This window comes from Actinospongiicola halichondriae (genome assembly GCF_049103745.1).
Classification (GTDB): Bacteria; Actinomycetota; Acidimicrobiia; order Acidimicrobiales; family Salinilacustritrichaceae; genus Salinilacustrithrix; species Salinilacustrithrix halichondriae.
Genome location: NZ_CP171622.1, coordinates 1,382,942 through 1,401,731 on the forward strand (window position 1 = coordinate 1,382,942; position 18,790 = coordinate 1,401,731).

Genomic DNA, 18,790 nt, shown 5'->3' on the forward strand with positions numbered 1-18,790 from the left:
GCCAACACCACATCGGTACGCCAACACCACGCTGATGTTCGGAACGTACCGATCGGCACGTTGCACGTCGTTTTCGTCGCGGAACGTACCGATCGGCACGTTCCGCTCGGGGGCGCCGCTCGGGGGCGATGCTCGGGGGTGCCGTGACCGGTCGCGGCGACCGTTCGCGCTCCTAGGTCGCAGGCGCGATGATCAGGCAGCCGTTGTGGCCGCCGAAACCGAAGCTGTTCGACAGCACGGGTCCGGGTTCCCAGTCGCGTGGTGCGCCCATGACCAGGTCGATCTGGGGGAGTTCGGGGTCGACGGCGTCGGTGCCCATCGTGGGTGGGATCTGTCGGTGTTGGATGGACGCGATGGCCGCCACGGCCTCGAGCGCACCCGCGGCCCCCAGCGCATGGCCGGTGACGCCCTTGGTCGAGGTGACCGCAGGCCCGTCGAGTCCGAACACCTCCGCGATGGCGTGGGCTTCGGCGGCGTCGTTCAGCGGGGTCGAGGTCCCGTGCGCGTTGATCTGCTTGATGTCGCCGGGTTCGAGGCCGGCATCCTCCAGCGCCAGTCGCATGCAGGTGACCGCACCCACGCCGCCCGGTGACGGGGCAGTGATGTGATGGGCGTCGGCGGTCGATGCGCCGCCGAGGAACTCGCCGAGGATGGTGGCGCCACGTTCGACGGCCATGTCCCACTCCTCGAGCAGCAGGATGCCGCAGCCCTCGGAGATCACGAACCCGTTGCGGTCGCCGGAGAACGGGCGTGACACGCCGTCGTTCGACAGCGCGGTCATGTTCTGGAACCCCTGGAGGCCGGTCGGGGTAAGCGACGACTCCGACCCGCCGGTGATCATCGCGTCGCAACGACCCCAGGCGATGAGGTCGGCGGCCCGGGTGATGGCGTGTGTGCCGGCGGCGCAGGCGGTCACGGTCGTCTCGCACGGCCCCTGCCATCCGTACTTCATCGAGACCGAGGCGCCGGCGGCGTTGGGCATCATCATGGGCACGAGGAAGGGGGACACCCGGCGGGGCCCCTTCTTGTCGTGCACCAGGATCTGCTCTTCGAGGGTCTCGATGCCCCCGATGCCGGTGCCGACGAACACCCCGCACCGCGCCGGGTCGTACGGCGGAGTGCCGTCGGGCATGCCGGCCTGTTCGAAGGCGAGCTGGGCCGCCGCCAACGCGAACTGTGCGAAGCGGTCGGTCCGGCGTGCTTCCTTCGGGTTGTCGAAGTACAGCGTCGGATCGAAGTCCTCGATCTGGCGCATCCCGTCGTCCGGGGTGGCGCACAGGCCCTCCCAGAACGCGTCCATGCCGGTGCCCGCCTTCGCGACGACCCCCGTTGCGGTGATCGCGACGCGGCGGCGGTGGCGCGTGGTGCGGTCCTGTGACATGGCCCGGTCCTCCTCGAACTCGGTCGTCGTCCTAGAGCTTGCCCTTGACGAGGTTGAAGGCCCCTCCGACGGTGTCGATGCCCTCGAGTTCCTCTTCTTCGACGGTCACGTCGAACTCCTCTTCGAGGGCCATGACCAGTTCGACGAGGTCGAGGCTGTCAGCGTCGAGGTCATCGGCGAACGATGCCTCCATCGTGACCTGGGCTTCTTCGACGCCGAGGACCTCGACGGCGCACTTCTGGAATCGGGCGAATTCGTCACTCACTGGTCTGCTGTCTCCTGATTGATGGGTTGGAACGAAAGGGGTGGTCGGTGCCGGGCCGGCGGCTCAGTTGCCCATGGCGATGCCGCCGTCGACGGGGAGCACGGCCCCCGTGACGAAAGCGGCTTCGTCGGATGCGAGGAACCGTACGGCTGCGGCCACCTCGGCGGGGTCACCGAGTCGGCCGAGCGGGACGGCGGCGGCCATGGCGTCGCGACGGTCGTCGTCGAGCGCGGCGAGCATGTCGGTCTCGATGGGTCCGGGGGCGACGACGTTGACGGTGATGTTGCGCGGTGCGAGTTCGCGGGCCATCGAGCGAGCGAGGCCGATCAGCCCGGCCTTCGATGCCGCGTAGTTCGCCTGACCCGGTGCCCCCATGTATGCCCCGACCGACGACACGAAGACGAGGCGGCCGAATCGGGCGCGCATCATCTTCTTGGTGACGGCGCGGGCGAAGCGGAACGAGCCGGTGAGGTTGGTGTCGAGCACCGACGTGAAGTCGTCGTCGGACATGCGGACCATCAGTCCGTCCTTGGTGATCCCGGCGTTGGCCACGAGGATCTCGACCGGGCCGAGCTCGTCCTCGACCGCGGCGACCGCAGCGTCCACGGCGGCGCCGTCACTCACGTCGCAGGCGACGGCGAAGGCACCGTCGACCTCGCGGCCGGAGCGGGAGACGGTCGCCACCCGGTGCCCCGCCTCGAGGAACGAGGTCGTGCAGGCGAGACCGATGCCTCGGTTTCCGCCGGTGACGAGCACGGTGCGCGGCTGGGTGTCGCTCATGAAGCTGCATCCTTGCGCATGGCCGGGTCGGACCAGCGCAGCACCGCCGACGCCCAGGTCATGCCGGCGCCGAACCCGACCAGGAGCACGAGGTCACCGTCCTGGGCTCGGCCGTTGTCGAGCGCGTCGGCGAGCGCCAGGGGGATCGAGGCCGCCGAGGTGTTGCCGGTGGCGTGGAGCACCAGTGCCGTCTGTTCTCGTGCGAAGCCGAGCTTCTGGCAGGCAGAGTCGATGATGCGGATGTTGGCCTGGTGGGGGACCACGAGCGCGATGTCTTCGGCCGTGACGCCGGCTCGCTCCATCGCCTTGTTGGCCGACGCGACCATGACCCGGACGGCGCGTCGGAAGACCTCACGCCCGTCCATCTGCATGTAGCCGCCGACCTCGGAGTAGAGGATGTGTTCGAGGCTGCCGTCGGAGCCGACGTCCCAGCCGAGGAGCTGGGTGGGCTCGCCTTCGGGGATCGCGTCGATCACGGCAGCGCCGCCGCCGTTGCCGAAGAGGATCGCCGTGTTGCGGTCGTCGGGGTCGGTCATGCGGTCGAGGGTCTCGGCCCCGATGAGGAGCACCCGCTTCGAGCCCATGGCGATGTACCCGTTGGCGGCGGCCAGGCCGTACACGAAGCCAGAACACGCGGCGTTCAGGTCGAACGCGCCGCAGTCGAGGCCGAGCATCTGTTGCACCCTCGAAGCCGACGCGGGCAGCGACCGGTCGGGGCTGGTCGTGCACAGGATCAGGAGGTCGATGCTGGCCGGATCTACGCCGGCGTGGTCGATCGCCGCCTGACCCGCTTCGGCAGCGAGTCCGGCCGTCGTCCCGCCCTGTCGACGCTCCTGGATGCCGGTCCGCTCGGTGATCCACTCGTCGGTGGTGTCGAGGCGGGCCTCGAGGTCGGCGTTGGTGAGCACATCGTCGGGGAGCGCGGTTCCCCAGCCGATGATCCGTCCGCTCGGTACCGAGGTCATGCGGTTGCTCCGGCCGCGGCGACGACGGCAGCGACCTCGTCGGGGGTCATGGCCGAGTGGCGCTGGCTCGACCGATCGATGCGCTTGATCGTTCCCGTGAGCACGGCGCCCGGACCCACCTCGACGAAGCTGTCTGCGCCCTGGTCGACGAGGGTCTGGACAGAAGCGGCCCACCGGACCGGGCTGGTCAGCTGACGTTCGAGGAGACCCGGCCACTCGGTCGCCGCGGCGTGGACGGCGGCGTCGACGTTGGCGACCACCGGGACGGCCGCGTCGTGGAAGGTCGTCTCGGCGATGGCAGCAGCGAGAGCTTCTCCGGCCGGTGCCATGAACGGCGTGTGGAACGCACCCGAGACGTCGAGGGCCATGATCCGCCTGGCGCCGGCGTCCTTGGCGTCGTTCCCGGCTCGCTCCACGGCGGCCGGGTCACCGGCGATGACGACCTGTCCGGGAGCGTTCGCGTTGGCGACCCACACGTCGTCGTCGACTCGTTCGCACACCGCGGCTACCGCATCGTCGTCGAGGCCCAGCACTGCGGCCATGGTCCCGGTCCGGGTCGTGGTGCAGGCCTGCATCGCGTCGCCGCGGGCGGACACGAGTCGGACGGCGTCCGGGAACGTGAGGACTCCGGCGGCGCACAGGGCAGACAGTTCGCCGAGGCTGTGGCCGGCGACGATCTCGGCGTCGACGCCGTCGAATCGGAGCGCGGACAGCACGACCATCGAGTGCACGAACGTCCCGAGCTGGGCGTTGCGCGTCTGGACCAGTTCGTCGGCGTCGGCGGCGAGGAGCAGGTGGGCCACATCACGCCCGGCAGCATCCGATGCCTCCTCGACCAGCGTCCACGCCGGCGAGCCGACGAACGTCGATCCCATCTCGGGGAGTTGGCTTCCCTGTCCGGGGAAGACGAAGCAGCGCATGGGACCTCAGAGCTCGGTGGGGCGGGGGAGAACGGTGGTCGGACCGTCGGTCTTCGGAGTTCGTTTCACACGTCGGCGGATTTCTGCCGATTCGCTGCGACCGGTCTCAGGTGTCGCTGACCGGCACCACGCGGGCGTAGGCACCGTGGGCGTGATCGCGGTCGTAGCGCTCGAGTCGACGTCCCCGCCACACGACGAAGCCCACGATGGCCGCGAGGAGGATCAGTCGCTTCATGAGCCGATCGTAGACACCCGACCCCGACACCGCGACGATGGCCCGACCATCTGCACTCGCGGCCGCCGACGAATGCGAAGCATTCGTCATGCAACCCGAAGGGTTGCCGTGCCCGGGGCGGGAGTCGAACCCGCACGACCGTGAGGTCAGCGGATTTTGAATCCGCCGTGTCTGCCATTCCACCACCCGGGCTGGGGCGGAGAGATCGTAGCGGCGTCAGCCGACGAGCATGACGTTGCCGAAGCTGCAGTCGATCTGCTCCGGCGTGAGGTCGGAGCCGGTGACGTTGGCGCCGATGATCTTCGTGAGGGGACCGAGCAGCTGCGAGTCGATCTGGCCAAGGAGCGGGTTGACCAGTCCGGAGAGCACGTCGGCGAGCACGAAGTTGAGCCCGAGGTTGGCGAGACTCCCGAGGACGGTGCCGGTGTTGCCGCTCGCCGTCAGGGCGATGCCCGACAGCCCGACGTTGCCGTTGCCCGTCGACCGGGTGGTGACGCCGAGCACGTCCGGTGGGACCGTGAAGAGCTCGGAGTCGGCGGCGTTGACCGAGGACGTCGACCCGCTCAGGGTGAAGGCGCCGATCGTCCCTCCGAGGAGCCCTCCGAGGCCGCCGCTCTTGCCGTACTCGACGCCGACCTGGAGGCTGATGTCGTAGAGGTCGGTGTTCGAGCTGATCAGCAGCGTCTCCGCGAGCGGGTCGGTGCACCCGATGTCGGTGATCGAGTTGAGGCCACCGGCGAGGGTCACGGTGGCATCGACGGTGATGACCGCTGCGACCTGGCCGACGAGCCCGATCCCGCTCAACACGCAGAAGAGGTTGGCGAGCCGCGGGACACATGCCCCGACGTTCTGGCCGCCCACGACGGTGTTCATCGTGAGCTGGACCTGGCCGGTCTTGGCGCTCGCACCCACCGGCCCGTAGGCGTACTGAGGGCCCTGGATGACCTTCAGGCTGCTCGTCGAGCTGACGAGGGGGACGTTCGCTGCGACGTTCGGGAGGCTGAGACCCGAGCAGTCGGCGAATCCGATGGGGTCGGGCGTGCACTGGGCGGCGAACGCCGTGCCGGTCAGCATCCCGAGGACGTTGAGGCCGGCGGCCATGCCGGGGCCCTCGCCACCCGTGTCGGCGTCGACGAACTGGCCCAACTGCACGTCCATGTTCTGCATCTCGGTGGTGATCGAGTTGCGCAGGAGCGTGGCGTTGGCGGAGTCGCCGTTGCGCTCGAGGATGTCCGCACTGGCGAGCACGACGTCGTCGAAGTCCACGGTCGTGTTCAACACGTCGTCGGGCGTCAGCAGGCCGAGTTCGTTGCCGAGTTCGAAGATGTTGACCTCGGCGCCGGCGAGACCTTGGTAGCTGAGGGCGTCGAGGCCCACGGGATTGCCGAGCAACGGGGTCACGAGGCTGTTCAGGAGGCCGGCCTGAGTCGGGTCGACGCTCGCTCCGAACGAACCCACCTTGAACCCAGCGAGGGCCTCGGCGCCGTACTGCGCTCGGGCGACGCGTTCGACGTCGCCGGATCCGGGTTGGAAGAAGTAGTCGGTCGTGTCGCTCGCGGTGATCTCGGCGGTGTCGGGGATGTCGGTGCCCAGGTTGAGCGGGGTGAAGGCGCCGGCGGCGTCGGTGGTGCCCCATTGGAGGACGACCTGCGAGCGGTCGATCTCGTTGCGGTCGGCCGAAGCCTGGAGCGCGGTCTCGGTCGCAGGGTTGTCGGCGTCGCCGAGTGCGATCGCGTCGATGGTGCGTCCGTTGGCGAGGCGCGCCATGTCGAGGGCGATGACGTCGGCGGCCGACTGCATCGACCGTCGGTCGTTGCGCTGGCGACCGAGGTCGACGGCCATGGCGGTGATGATCAGGAAGACCGGGAGGAGCAGGGCCACGATCGGGAGGACGGCGCCTCGGGAGGCCCGGCGGGTGCGGAGGAATCGCATCGGGGACCTCATTCGTTCAGCCGGGCGACGGACTTGGCCGACACCGTGTCGGGGAGCGCCGAGCCGAGGATGGGGGGCTCGACGATCAGCGGGAATCCGGCGTAGTCGTAGGTCAGTTCGACCGTGACGCAGTCGTCCACGCCGTCGTTGTAGTAGGCGACCGAGCCGGCCACCGGGGCGGCGTCGCAGTTGTGGATGATCACGCTGCAGGTCATGCCGTCGACGTTGCAGGTCTTGTTGAACGAGTCGACGGCGTCGTTGGTGCCGGCGACGCCGGCGATGTAGCGGCTGTCGGCGGTCTGCGTGGCCGGTGCGGCGGCCGGGGGGAGCGTCACGGCGGCGACGCGTGCGCCCTCGGTCGCGGCGCGTGTCACGTCCTGCTTGAACGACAGCAGGAGCCCGAAGTTGATGATCCCCACGACGAGCAGGACGAGGATCACGGCGACGAGGGCGAACTCGACCATCGCTGCGCCGCGCTCGTCGGACCTGGTGCGGATGTGTCGCGGAATCCCGTGCATGGAGTCGTTACCCGTGGCTCTCGGTGTGGCGGGCGGACGCCCGTCGTGTGGATTCGGGCGATGTGTCCAGTATCGGCAGAAACGCATGATGAGGCGATCACCCGAACGGTTCATTTCGCTGCCCCCGAAGTGACTAGTCCGCTGGCCGATCCGTCGAGGCCTCGTCGCGAGGCAGTCGCCCCGGAGTCCCGATCGTAGAGGCTGCGCCCACGGCGGCGTGGCGGTCCGACGTACACTCGCCGCCGTGTCGAGACGTCAGGTCGAGCGCCGGCTCACCGAGGTCGGCCGCAGGGTTCGTGCGCTCCGCGACGAGTTGCAGGTCGCCGACGAGCAGTTGGTCCACCTGGCTGATGCCGCCGACGACGCCCGACTCCGGTCGCTCGTGTCCGAGACGCCGGTGTCCGATCGCGAGCACCGGGAGGCCGCTCGTCACGCCGATGCGATGCGGAGTCATCGGGCTTCGGTGGCCGAGGAGATCGAGCGCCTCGAGGCGACCCAGGACGAGTTGCTCGACCGCTTGATGACCGAGACCCGGTGAACTCGTCGGATCAGCCAGATCGTTTCCCCGGGAGTGCGATTGCGTGGCACCATCGGTCTTCGTATTCGAGCACCGCCGACCAGCGGGAAAGGAGACCGCAATGGCCACGCGCGTGGTGATTGCCGAGGACGAAGCCATCATTCGTCTCGATCTCAAGGAGACGCTGGAGGAAGAGGGCTACGACGTCGTCGGCGAGACCGGACGCGGCGACGAGGCCGTCGAACTGGTCCGTGACCTCGAGCCGGACCTCGCCATCCTCGATGTGCGCATGCCGGGCCTCGACGGGCTCGCTGCCGCTCGTGAGATCTCCACGACGAAGAAGTCCGCCGTCTTGATCCTCACGGCCTATTCGCAGCGGGACCTGATCGAACAGGCTCGCGACGCCGGGGCGCTGGCGTACCTGGTCAAGCCGTTCCAGCGTTCCGAGCTGATCCCCGCGGTCGAGATCGCGCTCGGCCGGCACCGCGAGATGCGGGCGCTCCACGACCAGACCCAGTCGCTCGAAGACCAGCTCGAGACCCGCAAGGCCGTCGATCGGGCCAAGGGCATCCTCATGGACGACCACGGCATGACCGAGTCCGAGGCGTTCGAGTGGATCCAGAAGCAGGCCATGAACGGCAGGGTCAAGGCCCGCGACGTCGCCGGCCAGGTCATCGAAGGCACCCTTCGCCCCGACGAGAACTGATCCGGTGGCTGGCACGGCCAAGGGCAGCAACGGGAATCGTCGATTCCTGCTGATCGACGGCAACTCGCTCACGTACCGGGCGTTCTTCGCGCTGCCGACCGATCTGGCCACGGCATCGGGTCAGGTCACGAACGCAGTCTTCGGCTTCACGTCGATGCTGATCAACATGCTCCGTGACCATCCGAGCGATGGCGTCGTGGTGGCGTTCGACCGCCCCGAGCCGACGTTCCGTCACGAGCGCGTCGCCGACTACAAGGCCGGCCGGGCCGAGACTCCCGACATCCTCCGCCAGCAGATGGGTCTCGTCCGCGAGGTCATCGAGGTCCTGGGCATCACGATGGTCGACCAGGCCGGCGTCGAGGCCGACGACATCCTCGCCACGCTCGCCACGCAGGCCCGCGACAACGGCGACGACGTCATCGTGGTCACCGGCGACCGTGACGCCTACCAACTCGTCGAGGACCCGCACATCAAGGTCCTCTACAACAAGCGTGGCGTCTCGGACTATGCGCTCTACGACGAAGCAGGCATCGAGGAGCGAACGGGCGTCCGCCCCGACAAGTACGTGCTCTACGCCGCGATGCGCGGCGACAAGTCCGACAACCTCCCCGGCGTGCCCGGGGTGGGGGAGAAGACCGCCGCCAAGTTGCTCAACACCTACGGCGACCTCGACGGCATCTTCGCCAACCTCGACGCCCAGACCCCGAAGCTCCGCGAGAACCTCGGTGCTCACGAAGAGGTCGTCCGCGAGAACGCCATCGTCATGGACCTGATCCGCGACGTCGACCTGTCGGCGGAGCTGCCAGGCGGCATGGCCGACCTCGCCATGGGCGAGATCGACGTCGACGAACTCAAGCGCCTCTTCGAGTTCCTCGAGTTCCACTCGCTGTTCGACCGCCTCACCGAGGCGCTCGGCGCCGACATGGGCGCCATGCAGTCGTCGGAGGTCCTCGAAGCCGAGGTCGTCGACGGGTCGTCCTCCGCCGACGCCGTGGCGGCGCTCGACGGTCTCGCCGCCGAGGGGTCGCTCGGGATCGCCGGCTCGTTCGACGTCGACGACGGCCTCGAGGGCCTGGCCGTCGTGGTCGACGAATCGGTCGCCGAGGTGCTGTGGATTCCCGCGCCGATGCTGGCCGATGGCACCGTGCGAGCATCGCTGCTCCGTCTGCTCGGAACCCGGACCGTCGCTGCGCACGATGCCAAGGTGCTCCTCAAGGCGCTGTGGGAGGCCGACCTCGACATCGGCGGCCTCGCGCTCGACACCACGCTGGCGGCGTACCTCCTCGATCCGGCCGACTCGAACTATCGACTCGCCGACCTGCTCCAGCGGTACGCCCGTCTCGAACTGCCCGACGACGCCGGTGCGCCCGAGGGACAACTCGATCTCGGCGGCGACGCCGAAGTCCCGAAGGCGTTGCTCGCCGCACGGGCGGCGCTCGCGACCCACGTGCTGGCTCCGAAGCTGCTCGACGCCCTCGATGCCCAGGGGCTCCGTGGGCTCAACGACGACATCGAGGTCCCGCTCGTCCGGGTGCTCGCCAAGATGGAGCTCCTCGGTGTGGGAGTCGACGTCGAGGTGCTGACCCGACTCCGTGACCGCCTGACCGCGGAGGCCGACGCACTCCGCCAGCGGATCACCGACGACGCCGGTCATCCGTTCAACGTCAACTCGACGAAGCAGATGCGCGAGGTCCTCTTCGACGAGCTGGGTCTGACCCCGCAGAAGAAGACCAAGACCGGGTACTCGACCGACGCTCAGACGCTCGAGAAGATGCGGGGCGAGCATCCGATCATCGAGCACATCCTCCGCTATCGCGAGGTCGAGAAGCTCCGGTCGACGTACGGCGAGTCGCTGTTGCACGACGTGGCCGACGACGGGCGCATCCACGCATCGTTCAACCAGACGGTGGCCCGTACCGGGCGGCTCAGCTCCGAGAACCCGAACCTCCACAACATCCCGGTGCGGTCGGAGATGGGCAAGGAGTTCCGCGAGGCGTTCGTGCCGGGCGAGGGCTACACACTCCTCGTCGCCGACTACAACCAGATCGAACTCCGCTGCATCGCCCATCTGGCCGAGGACCCGGGGCTGATCGAGGCGTTCGAGTCGGGCACCGACATCCACACCGAGACCGCCGCTCGGGTGTTCGGCGTGGAGATCGACGAGGTCCAGTCCGACCAACGGGCGAAGGCGAAGATGGTCTCCTACGGGCTGGCCTACGGCATGGAGGCCTACGGGCTCGGGCAGCGGCTCAACATCCCGACGAAGGAGGCCGCCGTCATCCTCGACGCCTACTTCGCCGCCTTCCCGAACGTGCACGCCTACATGGACCGCGTGGTCGAGGAGGCCCGGGAGAAGGGCTACACCGAGACGCTGTTCGGTCGACGCCGCCAGATCCCGGAGCTGTCGTCGTCGAACGTCCGCATCCGCCAGGCAGGGGAGCGGCAGGCGATGAACGCCGGGATCCAGGGCCTGGCCGCCGACATCTTCAAGGTCGCGTTGGTGCAGCTCGACCGGGCGCTCGAGGAGCAGGGACTCGCCACCCGGGTCATCCTCCAGGTGCACGACGAGATCATCTGCGAGGTCCCGGCCGACGAGGTCGAGATCGCCCGTGAGCTGGTCGACCGGACCATGCACGACGCCGCCGAACTCCGGGTACCGCTCGACGTCAACCTCGCCTTCGGCGACTCCTGGGCGTCCGCCAAATGACGGGCACGTGGTTCACGCCGTTGGCGGACCACATGGGCGAGGCGTATCTCCGGTACTCGTTCACGAAGGGGACCGAGCAGGAGGCCGACTTCCTCGTCGACCTCCTCGGACTGTCCCCGCAGTCCCGCGTGCTCGACGCCGGGTGCGGGCCGGGCCGTCACGTCCGTGCGCTCCGCGAACGGGGCATTCCCACGGTCGGCATGGACCTGGCCGAGAGCTTCTGTCACCTCGTCCGTCACGGGGAACCGCCGGCGCCATCAGCGGTCGCCGACGTCCGCTCGCTGCCCACTGGTCCCTGCTTCGACGCCGTCATCTCGCTGTGCCAGGGCGGGTTCGGCCTCCTCGGCGGCCCTGGCGCCCCGGTCGATGCCGACGTCGCGGCCGTCTCCCAGTTGGCGTCAGCCCTCAAACCCGGGGGCCGACTGGTGCTGAGTGCCTTCTCGTCCTACTTCCAGGTCAAGTACCAGGTGGGGTCCGAAGGCGCCGGCGACTTCGACGTCGAGGCCGGCGTCATGCACGAGAAGACGCAGGTCAAGGACAGTGCCGGTGTCGATCTCGACGCAGATCTGTGGACGACGGGGTTCACGCCGCGAGAGCTGCGCTTCGTCGCCCGACTGGCCGGCCTCGAACCAGAGCACGTCTGGTCGGTCGATCCCGGCGACTACGCCCGTCGGACCCCTGACCTCGACCACGCCGAGTTCCTCCTCGTCGCCCGCAAGCCCGCCTGAAACCCGAACTCAACGTCGAGAGCGTCGGGGGCCGACGGTCACGACGTCGAGAACGGGGAGAGGGCTGGGACCCGGCGGAATCCCGCTGCTACGCTGGCCGATCGGTCTGTCCGCGTTCGCGGATCGACCGAATTCGAAGAACTGTCCGGACCATCCACGTAACCGAACGAGCATCTCTTGACCGACACGACCACCTCCGCCACCCTCGTCCCCTCGGGGCTCACCGAGAGCCCGTCCGAGATGGGCACCTTCAACGACGAGGGGGTGTACACGCCACGACAGATCACCTCGAACGACGTCGGCAGCTTCGCCGACTACATCGACGGCACGATGGTCACCGTCGAGGAAGGCCAGCTCGTCGAGGGCAAGGTCGTCCGGATCGACAAGGACGAGGTCCTGCTCGACATCGGCTTCAAGTCCGAGGGCGTCGTCCCCAGCCGTGAGCTGAGCATCCGCAACGACGTCGACCCCTCCGAGGTCGTCTCCCTGGGAGACACCATCGAGGCCCTGGTCCTCACCAAGGAGGACAAGGAAGGTCGCCTCATCCTGTCCAAGAAGCGGGCGCAGTACGAGCGTGCCTGGGGCAAGATCGAAGAGATCAAGGAAGCCGAAGGCGTCGTCACCGGCAAGGTCATCGAGGTCGTCAAGGGCGGTCTCATCATCGACATCGGTCTGCGTGGCTTCCTGCCCGCCAGCCTCGTCGAACTCCGCCGTGTCCGCGACCTCGACCCCTACGTCGGCCGCGAGCTCGAAGCCAAGATCATCGAACTCGACAAGAACCGCAACAACGTGGTCCTGTCCCGCCGTGCCTGGCTCGAGGAGACGCAGCGCGAGCAGCGCGAGGACTTCCTCCAGAACCTCAAGCCCGGCGAGGTCCGCCGTGGCGTGGTCTCCAGCGTCGTCAACTTCGGTGCGTTCGTCGACCTCGGCGGCATGGACGGACTCGTCCACGTCTCCGAGCTGTCGTGGAAGCACGTCGACCACCCGGGCTCCGTCGTCACCGTCGGTGACGAGATCGAGGTCCAGGTGCTCGAGGTCGACAACGACCGCGAGCGCATCTCGCTGAGCCTCAAGGCCACGCAGCAGGATCCCTGGCAGGAGTTCGCCAACGCTCACCGCGTCGGCGAGTTGGTCTACGGCCGTGTCACCAAGCTGGTGCCCTTCGGTGCATTCGTCCAGGTGGGCGAGGGCATCGAGGGTCTGGTCCACATCTCCGAGATGTCGGCTCACCACGTCGACCTCCCCGAGCAGGTCGTCACCCCGGGCGAAGAGCTCTGGGTCAAGATCATCGATCTCGACCTCCAGCGCCGCCGCATCAGCCTGTCGATCAAGCAGGCTGCCGAGGGTGGCGTCGTGGCCGCCGAGTACCAGGACGCATTCGGCGAGCAGATGTACGACGCCGAGGGCAACTACATCGGCGAGGTCGCCGAAGAGGACCCCGCGGCCGTTGAGGCCGAGCCGGAGTCCGACGAGCCCAAGATCGAGTCCTTCGGTGGCGACGACGACGGGGCCGCTCCGGCGATCGACGTCGAGGCCGCAGCCGAGGCCGTTGCCGAGCCCGCAGCAGAGGCTGCCCCCGAGGCTGAGACGGCCGAGGAGCCCCCCGCAGAGGGCTGAGACAGACGCAGATCCGGTCACGAACCCGCCGCTCACGCGGCGGGTTCGTCCGTTTTGGCGGTCTTCGCGACAGGCCGATCGGCCCATTGGTGGCCATCGAACCGGAAAAGCCAGAAGAAGGCGACACCGACCCCCATGTCGTTCGGTACGATCTCGCCACCATTCGAGAGTGAGAGAGGCGGACTCCTGTGAGTTCTCGACGTTGGGTCATCCTTGCGGTAGCGGTCCTGCTGGGCATCGTTGCCGGCGGACTCGTCTACAACTACGTCCAAGGCGTCGAGGACGACGTCAACGAAGAGGCTCGGCGAGTCGAGGTCTACAAGGTCGTCACGAACGTGCCGAAGGGGACCTTCGCCGAGGACGCGTTCGCCAACGGGTGGATCGAGAAGAGCGAGATCGCAGCCGAGTTCCGGCCCGGCACCGCCATCAACGACCCAGCCGACATCGCCGGTCAGGTCGCGATCTCCGACCTCGCCGCGAACCAGGTCGTGGTGACCCAGCAGTTCGCGAGCCAGTCGTCGCAGTTGTCGACGTTCTCCACGCTGCTGCAACAGAATCAGGTGGCCATCACCATCTCGGTCGACCAGGTCCGCGGCGTGGCCGGCCTGCTCGTGCCCGGTGACTTCGTCAACGTGTTGCTCACCGACGGTGCATCGAATCTCGGAGGCGAGGAGGACGGCGTCGACGCCGAGGGCAACCCGGTCGACACCGGGAACGGCACCATCGCTCCCGATGCCCGGTACCTCTACCAGAAGGTCCAGATCCTGGCGATCGGCCAGCAGCGTGAACTCCAGCCCGGCGAGACGGTCAGCACCAACCCCGACGGATCGCCCGTCGTGCAGAGCACCGGCCTGTTGACCCTGGCAGTACCGGTCGACGCCGCGCAGTGGATCGCGTCAGCCTCGACCGGTCAGCTGTACCTGACGCTCGTGGCCAAGGACTACACCCCGGTTCCCGTCGGGCCCATCGCTCCGTCGCCGAGCCTGCCGGCCGAGAACCCAGACCAGCTCACGCCGTACGGCCCCGACGGTCAGTCCACTCCGTGAGCGAGCGGCCCACCGTCATCGTCGACCCCGACGCGATCGCCCGCAAGGCGCTGGCGTCCCACGTCGACGGCGCCATCGAACTCGACCGGATCGACCAGCTCGAACAGCATCTCAACGGTCCGACCGTCGTGATCTTCGGACCGTCGCTGGCCGACGCCGAGGGGGTGGCGACGGCTGCACCGATCCTGTCGACCCGCCCGGCCGTCGGCGGCGTGTTGATCTCCGAGTCGTTGTCCACCGAACTGTTGCAGTCCGCGCTCCGTGCCGGCTTCAAGGACGTCCTGACCGCCCCGGTCGATCGAGACGAGTTGGTCGACACGATCGCCCGGGTCTCGACGACGCTCCCCGGCATCAACCTCCCGTCTTCGTCACACCCCCGTGCGGAGGACGAGGAGCGCGGTCGCATGATCACCGTCTTCTCCACCAAGGGCGGCGCGGGCAAGTCGGTGATCGCGACCAACGTCGCCGTGTCACTGGCCAGGCAGACCGATCGACCGGTCGTCCTCGTCGACGCCGATCTGCAGTTCGGCGACGTGAGCGTCATGTTGAAGCTCGCTCCACACCGCACGGTGGTCGACGCCGTCGGTGCGATCGACAAGCTCGACGCGAGCCTGCTGCGGAGCCTCCTGGTGGAGCACGAGGAGTCGGGACTCCTGGTGCTGTCGGCCCCACTCGAGCCGGCCTTCGCCGACCAGGTCGAGGCCAAACAACTGATCGAGATCATCCATCTGCTCCGTTCGATGGCCGCCTACGTGGTCGTCGACACGCCGGCGCACTTCAACGACGTGGTGCTGGCGTTGATCGAGGAATCCGACGATGTGCTCCTCGTCGCCGGGCTCGACATCCCGAGCATCAAGAACGTCCGGATCGGGCTCCAGACGCTGCGGCTGCTCAACACGCCGATGCAGAAGGTCCGCCTGGTGCTCAATCGCGCGAACTCCAAGGTCAAGCTCGACGTCGCAGAGGTCGAAAGAACCCTGCAGGTGCAGGCCCAGAGCCGGATCCCGAGCGATGTCTCCGTCCCACAGTCGGTCAACAAGGGTGAACCGATCGTGATCGACGCGCCTCGCTCGGGGCCGGCGAAGGCCATCGAAGCGCTGGTGACGATGCTCCTCGAGGAGCAGGCACGATGATCGACGAGGCCTGGACCGCGGGCCGCGAAGGGGAACGACAATGAGTCTGTACAAGCGAATCCACGAGGGTGGCGACGGTGACACCGCCGTCGCGGCACGGCGTGATCCTGTCCTCGACGAGCTCCGTCAGAAGATCCATCACCACCTGATCGAAGAGCTCGGCCCGATCCTCTACGACAAGCGCCTGTCCGAGGACGACCTCCGGCGACGGGTGCAGGAGCAGCTCCAGGCAGCGCTGGCCCAGGAGCGTGCCCCGCTCTCTGCGGCCGACAAGTCGCAGCTCATCCAGGACGTCTCCGACGACATCCTCGGCTACGGACCGATCGATCGCCTGCTCAAGGACGAGAGCATCACCGAGGTCATGGTCAACGGACCGGAATCGGTGTTCGTGGAGCAGGACGGACGCATCACCAAGTCCGACGCGACCTTCGTCGACGAGACGCACCTGCGGCGCATCATCGACAAGATCGTGGGCCAGATCGGACGTCGCATCGACGAAGCGACCCCCATGGTCGATGCCCGCCTCCCCGACGGTTCGCGTGTCAACGCGGTGATCCCCCCGCTCTCGATCGGTGGACCGTTCCTCACCATCCGGAAGTTCTCGACCGATCCGTTCCAGGTCGACGACCTGATCCGCTTCGGCACGCTCAACGCGGCCTCGGCCCGCTTCCTCCAGGCCTGCATCGTCGGCCGGCTCAACGTGATCGTCTCCGGCGGTACCGGCACCGGCAAGACGACGACCCTCAACGTGTTGTCGAGCTTCATCCCGACCGACGAGCGGATCGTCACGATCGAGGATGCCAAGGAGCTCCAGCTGCACCAGGAACACGTGCTGGCGATGGAGACCCGACCGCCGAACATCGAGGGCAAGGGCAGCATCACCATCCGCGACCTGGTGCGCAACAGCCTCCGCATGCGACCCGACCGAGTGGTGGTCGGTGAGTGTCGTGGCGGCGAGGCGCTCGACATGTTGCAGGCCATGAACACGGGCCATGACGGCTCGATCACGACCGTGCACTCCAACAGCCCACGCGACACGCTCGCTCGTATCGAGACCATGACCCTGATGGCGGGCTACGACCTGCCGGTGCGGGCGATTCGTGAGCAGATGGCCTCGGCCATCGACGTCGTGGTCCACCTCATGCGCCTACGCGACGGCACCCGTCGCGTCACGCACGTGACCGAGGTGCAGGGCATGGAGGGCGACGTGATCACGCTCCAGGACATCTTCCTGTTCGACTACGGCATGGGCGTCGACGAACACGGCAAGTTCCGCGGCCACCTCAAGGCCACCGGCGTTCGCCCGAAGTTCGCCGAGAAGTTGGCCGACCACGGCATCAAGCTCGGCCCCGAGGTCTTCCAGCCCGAAGCGTTCGCCCGGCGGGCCGTCAAGGGGAAGTGACCGCAGTGCACCGACTCCGATCGTTCCGTCGATGGCTGACCGCGATGCTCGCGGTGGTCTTGGCCGTGAGCGTGATCGCCCCGGTCGGTGCACAAGAGACCGACGACGCGCTTGTCATCCGATCGATCGACGGCAGCGACACCGACGCCGTCGAGGCCGAATTCCTCTGGACCGGTGACCGAGCGCAGGTCCCGGATCTGGTGGTCCGTGAGAACGGCGAGGTCGTCGAGTCGTCCCTGCCGGTGCGCCTCGACGACGACCGCGAGTTCGGGATCGTCCTCGCCATCGACACCAGCGGGTCGATGGAGGAGAACAACGCCTTCCAGCAGGCGATCGCTGCCGCGCGGGGTTTCATCGAGGCCAAGGAGCCGACCGATCAACTCGCGATCGTCGGGTTCGGCACCGAGGTCGACACGTTCGCGGCGTTCACCGACGACGAGGACAAGCTCCTCGAGGCGGTCGACCGGCTCGGGATCAGCGACGGCACGGCGCTCTACGACGCGGTCCGTGACTCGGTCAACCTGTTCGACGGTACTGATCTCGTCCCCAACATCGTCCTGCTCACCGACGGTCGGGACAAGGACTCGTCGACCAGCGAGGACGCTGCGGCCAACCTCTTGGGGGAGTCGAACGCCCTGCTCTACGCCCTCGGCGTCGACAACGGCGACCTCGACCTCGGCCCGCTCGAGCGGCTCACCGCCCGAACGGGAGGCGCCGTGCTGTCGTCGGCCGATCCGTCGGAGCTGGCCGGGTTCTACGAGGACGTCCAGGGTCGGCTGCGGCGCCAGTTCCGGACGACCTTCGTCTCCGCGGCCACCGAGGAGGGCCCGGCGACGGTGACCTTCACGATCGGCGCCACCAGCGACGAGGCCTCGTTCACCCCGGGGACATCACTGAGCTCGCCGGCACGGATCGAACCGGTCGCCGTCCCTCGCAACGGGGGGATCGATGCACTCCAGTCCGGCGTCTTCCTGTGGCTGGCCGTCGTCTTGATCCTCATCGCTGTCGGTGGTGCGGTCTTCGCGCTCGGCATGTCGCTGATCGGCGACCGTCGCTCGCTCGACCGGGTCCTGCAGCCGTACTCCGACGGGTTCGTCGCCCCGGAGGATGACGATGATCGGCTCGCGACGTCCGCGATCCTGCAGCGAGCGGTCGCGCTCACCGGCCAGTTCGCCGAGCGACGCGGCGTGCTGCGACGCGTCGAGGACATGCTCGAACGTGCGAACCTCCCGCTTCGAGCAGCAGAGGCGATCTTCTTCTACCTGGTCGCCGTGGTGTTGATCGCGATCCTCGGTGGCGCGCTCGCCGGTGCGTTCGCTGCGGGCTTCCTCGTGCTGATCATCGCTGCACTCATCCCTCCGGCGTTGGTGATGTTCCTCGCCAACCGGCGGCGAGCGCAGTTCCAGGAGCAGCTGCCCGACCTCCTCGCGTTGATCGCGAGCACGCTTCGGTCCGGTTACTCGCTGATGCAGGGCGTCGAGGCCGCAGCGCAGGAGGTGATCGAGCCGACCAAGCGGGAGTTGCAGCGGGTGGTCACCGAGGCTCGCCTCGGCATGCCGCTCGAGGATGCGTTGCACAACGTCTCGTTGCGCATGAACTCGCGTGACTTCGAGTGGGCGGTCATGGCCATCACCATCCAGCGCGAGGTCGGTGGCAACCTGGCCGAACTGCTCGACACCGTGGCCGACACCATGCGCGAGCGTGACCGGTTGCGGCGCGACATCAAGTCGCTGACGGCCGAGGGTCGGGTCTCGGCCATGGTGCTCGGCCTCCTCCCGATCGCCCTCGGGATCATGATCTACACGCTCAACCCCGATTACATGAGCTCGCTCTTCGACCGCACGCTGGGGCTGGTCATGCTCGGTGGCGCCGGCCTGTTGATGGTCATCGGGTTCGGGTGGATGTACAAGATCATCGACATCGAGGTCTAGGAGGCAG

17 protein-coding genes and 1 tRNA gene are annotated in these 18,790 nt (G+C 67.9%); 9 read left to right on the forward strand and 9 right to left on the reverse strand.

Going from position 1 to position 18,790, the window contains the following annotated elements; translation table 11 throughout:
* Positions 1-172: 172 nt before the first annotated feature.
* From AB8619_RS06890 to AB8619_RS06930, 9 genes are all read right to left on the reverse strand, one after another.
* Positions 173-1,381 (reverse strand): beta-ketoacyl-[acyl-carrier-protein] synthase family protein, encoded by a 1,209-nt coding sequence (locus tag AB8619_RS06890; RefSeq protein ID WP_436795725.1) that lies wholly within the window; start codon positions 1,379-1,381, stop codon positions 173-175.
* Between the two features lie 31 nt (positions 1,382-1,412).
* On the reverse strand, positions 1,413-1,646 hold the full coding sequence (gene acpP / locus AB8619_RS06895; protein ID WP_436795726.1) for an acyl carrier protein: 234 nt from the start codon (positions 1,644-1,646) through the stop codon (positions 1,413-1,415).
* A gap of 63 nt (positions 1,647-1,709) precedes the next feature.
* Positions 1,710-2,426 carry a 3-oxoacyl-ACP reductase FabG gene (gene fabG, locus AB8619_RS06900; protein ID WP_436795727.1) on the reverse strand — a complete coding sequence of 239 codons (717 nt, stop codon included), beginning with the start codon at positions 2,424-2,426 and terminating at the stop codon, positions 1,710-1,712.
* On the reverse strand, positions 2,423-3,391 hold the full coding sequence (locus AB8619_RS06905) for a beta-ketoacyl-ACP synthase III (RefSeq protein ID WP_436795728.1): 969 nt from the start codon (positions 3,389-3,391) through the stop codon (positions 2,423-2,425). The genes fabG and AB8619_RS06905 overlap by 4 nt, the downstream gene beginning before the upstream one ends.
* Positions 3,388-4,311 (reverse strand): ACP S-malonyltransferase, encoded by a 924-nt coding sequence (gene fabD / locus AB8619_RS06910; protein ID WP_436795729.1) that lies wholly within the window; start codon positions 4,309-4,311, stop codon positions 3,388-3,390. Before fabD ends, AB8619_RS06905 begins: the two co-directional genes overlap by 4 nt.
* Before the next feature lie 106 nt (positions 4,312-4,417).
* Positions 4,418-4,546 carry a hypothetical protein gene (locus AB8619_RS06915; protein WP_436795730.1) on the reverse strand — a complete coding sequence of 43 codons (129 nt, stop codon included), beginning with the start codon at positions 4,544-4,546 and terminating at the stop codon, positions 4,418-4,420.
* A 109-nt stretch (positions 4,547-4,655) separates the two neighbouring features.
* Positions 4,656-4,738 (reverse strand) — tRNA-Leu (locus AB8619_RS06920).
* A 24-nt stretch (positions 4,739-4,762) separates the two neighbouring features.
* Complete coding sequence (locus tag AB8619_RS06925; protein ID WP_436795731.1) at positions 4,763-6,478, reverse strand: pilus assembly protein TadG-related protein; 1,716 nt, start codon at positions 6,476-6,478, stop codon at positions 4,763-4,765.
* Between the two features lie 8 nt (positions 6,479-6,486).
* Positions 6,487-6,996, reverse strand: a complete 510-nt coding sequence (locus AB8619_RS06930) for a TadE/TadG family type IV pilus assembly protein (protein ID WP_436795732.1) — start codon at positions 6,994-6,996, stop codon at positions 6,487-6,489.
* A 244-nt stretch (positions 6,997-7,240) separates the two neighbouring features.
* On the opposite strand from AB8619_RS06930, the gene AB8619_RS06935 reads away from it, so the two are divergent.
* The 9 genes from AB8619_RS06935 (at position 7,241) to AB8619_RS06975 (ending at position 18,783) form a co-directional block, all read left to right on the forward strand.
* Positions 7,241-7,534 (forward strand): hypothetical protein, encoded by a 294-nt coding sequence (locus AB8619_RS06935; RefSeq protein WP_436795733.1) that lies wholly within the window; start codon positions 7,241-7,243, stop codon positions 7,532-7,534.
* Positions 7,535-7,634: 100 nt separating this feature from the next.
* Positions 7,635-8,219: an ANTAR domain-containing response regulator gene (locus AB8619_RS06940; RefSeq protein ID WP_436795734.1), complete on the forward strand. Its 585-nt coding sequence runs from the start codon at positions 7,635-7,637 to the stop codon at positions 8,217-8,219.
* A gap of 4 nt (positions 8,220-8,223) precedes the next feature.
* The gene (gene polA, locus AB8619_RS06945) at positions 8,224-10,926 is read left to right on the forward strand and encodes a DNA polymerase I (protein ID WP_436795735.1); all 2,703 of its coding nucleotides are present in this window, start codon (positions 8,224-8,226) and stop codon (positions 10,924-10,926) included.
* Entirely contained in the window at positions 10,923-11,654 is a 732-nt protein-coding gene (locus AB8619_RS06950) for a class I SAM-dependent methyltransferase (RefSeq protein WP_436795736.1), read from the forward strand. The genes polA and AB8619_RS06950 overlap by 4 nt, the downstream gene beginning before the upstream one ends.
* A 240-nt stretch (positions 11,655-11,894) precedes the next feature.
* The gene (gene rpsA, locus AB8619_RS06955) at positions 11,895-13,271 is read left to right on the forward strand and encodes a 30S ribosomal protein S1 (protein WP_436796355.1); all 1,377 of its coding nucleotides are present in this window, start codon (positions 11,895-11,897) and stop codon (positions 13,269-13,271) included.
* Between the two features lie 188 nt (positions 13,272-13,459).
* Complete coding sequence (gene cpaB, locus AB8619_RS06960; RefSeq protein ID WP_436795737.1) at positions 13,460-14,317, forward strand: Flp pilus assembly protein CpaB; 858 nt, start codon at positions 13,460-13,462, stop codon at positions 14,315-14,317.
* A complete protein-coding gene (locus AB8619_RS06965; protein ID WP_436795738.1) occupies positions 14,314-15,450 on the forward strand; it encodes an AAA family ATPase in 1,137 nt (378 codons plus the stop codon). The genes cpaB and AB8619_RS06965 overlap by 4 nt, the downstream gene beginning before the upstream one ends.
* A 40-nt stretch (positions 15,451-15,490) precedes the next feature.
* A complete protein-coding gene (locus AB8619_RS06970; RefSeq protein WP_436795739.1) occupies positions 15,491-16,852 on the forward strand; it encodes a CpaF family protein in 1,362 nt (453 codons plus the stop codon).
* Positions 16,853-16,857: 5 nt separating this feature from the next.
* The gene (locus AB8619_RS06975) at positions 16,858-18,783 is read left to right on the forward strand and encodes a type II secretion system F family protein (protein ID WP_436795740.1); all 1,926 of its coding nucleotides are present in this window, start codon (positions 16,858-16,860) and stop codon (positions 18,781-18,783) included.
* Positions 18,784-18,790 lie beyond the last annotated feature (7 nt).

What these genes read in the sequence shown, in the direction of transcription:
- AB8619_RS06970 (WP_436795739.1), top strand. Translation starts at nt 15,491, where the DNA reads ATGAGTCTGTACAAGCGAATCCACGAGGGTGGCGACGGTGACACCGCC.
- rpsA (WP_436796355.1), top strand. Translation starts at nt 11,895, where the DNA reads ATGGGCACCTTCAACGACGAGGGGGTGTACACGCCACGACAGATCACC.
- fabG (WP_436795727.1), bottom strand. Translation starts at nt 2,426, where the DNA reads ATGAGCGACACCCAGCCGCGCACCGTGCTCGTCACCGGCGGAAACCGA.
- fabD (WP_436795729.1), bottom strand. Translation starts at nt 4,311, where the DNA reads ATGCGCTGCTTCGTCTTCCCCGGACAGGGAAGCCAACTCCCCGAGATG.
- AB8619_RS06950 (WP_436795736.1), top strand. Translation starts at nt 10,923, where the DNA reads ATGACGGGCACGTGGTTCACGCCGTTGGCGGACCACATGGGCGAGGCG.
- AB8619_RS06925 (WP_436795731.1), bottom strand. Translation starts at nt 6,478, where the DNA reads ATGCGATTCCTCCGCACCCGCCGGGCCTCCCGAGGCGCCGTCCTCCCG.
- AB8619_RS06940 (WP_436795734.1), top strand. Translation starts at nt 7,635, where the DNA reads ATGGCCACGCGCGTGGTGATTGCCGAGGACGAAGCCATCATTCGTCTC.
- AB8619_RS06905 (WP_436795728.1), bottom strand. Translation starts at nt 3,391, where the DNA reads ATGACCTCGGTACCGAGCGGACGGATCATCGGCTGGGGAACCGCGCTC.
- AB8619_RS06890 (WP_436795725.1), bottom strand. Translation starts at nt 1,381, where the DNA reads ATGTCACAGGACCGCACCACGCGCCACCGCCGCCGCGTCGCGATCACC.
- AB8619_RS06915 (WP_436795730.1), bottom strand. Translation starts at nt 4,546, where the DNA reads ATGAAGCGACTGATCCTCCTCGCGGCCATCGTGGGCTTCGTCGTGTGG.
- AB8619_RS06930 (WP_436795732.1), bottom strand. Translation starts at nt 6,996, where the DNA reads ATGCACGGGATTCCGCGACACATCCGCACCAGGTCCGACGAGCGCGGC.